At 65.8% G+C, this 1308-nt stretch carries 2 protein-coding genes; both read left to right on the forward strand.

Annotated features, from left to right (window positions below; translation table 11 throughout):
- The first annotated feature begins 34 nt into the window (after positions 1-34).
- Complete coding sequence (locus JHJ32_RS23290) at positions 35-211, forward strand: hypothetical protein (RefSeq protein WP_370584568.1); 177 nt, start codon at positions 35-37, stop codon at positions 209-211.
- Between the two features lie 12 nt (positions 212-223).
- A partial coding sequence (locus JHJ32_RS22500) for a DUF6443 domain-containing protein (RefSeq protein WP_233632816.1) occupies positions 224-1308 on the forward strand: 1085 nt, incomplete at its 3' end.

Here is a 1308-nt window from a genome sequence, read left to right on the forward strand (position 1 = left end):
AGCGGAACTTGCCAAAATCCGCGGCCACGCCTCGATGTCCAAGGCCCAGGTCAGCACCTACACGTACCGCCCGCTTGTGGGGCTGAGCAGCGCCACGGATGCCTCGGGGCGCACCACGCGCTACGAGTACGACGGGTTCTGGCGGCTGTGGCGCGTTCGGGACCACCACGGCAACATCACGGAGGAGTACAGGTACCATTACCGCCCCTAAACCGATACAGATATGAAAGCAAAGAGGAACACAAAAATAAAGGGGAACAACCATACCATCCGGCGTCTGATCGCCACGGTTTCATATGCCCTTGTGACGGCGCTGGTGCTTGCGCTGCTCACGGACACGGCCAGCGCCCAGCTGGTGCTGAACAAGCCGGGGGCTACGGGGGAATACACGGCGCCCACGGCCATCACGCTTTCGCCGGGCTTTACGAGCACGGGCAACTTCCGTGCATCGATAGCCGCAGCGGCCCCGGCGCTGGGCAACGCGGCGAGCACGGCCCAGAACCACATCCAGAAAACCACGTACCTGCGCGCGTTCGGCGACACGCCGCCGGCAGCGGGTTCGCTGGCGGTGGCTGACGCGATGCGAGACGTGACGTACTACGACGGGCTTGGCCGGGTTTCGCAGGAAGTGGGGGTGAAGGCTGCGCCGAACCACCGAGACGTTGTGGTCCCCGTGGCGTACGACGGTTACGGGCGGCAGCACCGGGACTACCTTCCTTACGCGACGGCGACGGGTGCTGGCGGGGCGTTCAAGGCGGGTGCGGTCACGCAGCAGGCGTCGTACTACAACAGCCCGCCTGCCGGGGTGGTCCGTATAGCCGCTGTTACGGGTTACGGTACGCCGTCGTTCGGGGAGCGCCGTTACGAGGCGAGCCCGTTGGACCGCATTTCGGAGCAGGGTTTCGCGGGGCCGGCGTGGCAGCCGCAACATACTTCGGTAGCCGGCAGCGGCCACACGGTCAGGACGGCGTATGCGGTCAACGACGCGGTTGCGGGATTCGGGTCGGACAGCCGCCGCGTTGCGCGCTACGGGGTGACGGTGAACGCGTCGACGGGTGCGCGCACGCTGGCGCTGAACGGCATCTACGGGGCGGGTGAGCTATACGTGACCATCATGCGTGACGAGAACTGGACCGCCGGCCGGGACGGCACGGTTGAGGAGTACACGGACAAGCAGGGGCGTATGGTGCTGCGGCGGTTGTACAACGGGAGCGAGGTGCAGAGCACGTACTACGTATACGACGACTTCGGGCTGCTGTGCTTCGTGCTTCCTCCGGGGCGGGGTACGCAGTTCAACCCGGACGGTAC

It is taken from the genome of Parapedobacter sp. ISTM3 (assembly GCF_016533505.1).
Taxonomy (GTDB): domain Bacteria; phylum Bacteroidota; class Bacteroidia; order Sphingobacteriales; family Sphingobacteriaceae; genus Parapedobacter; species Parapedobacter luteus.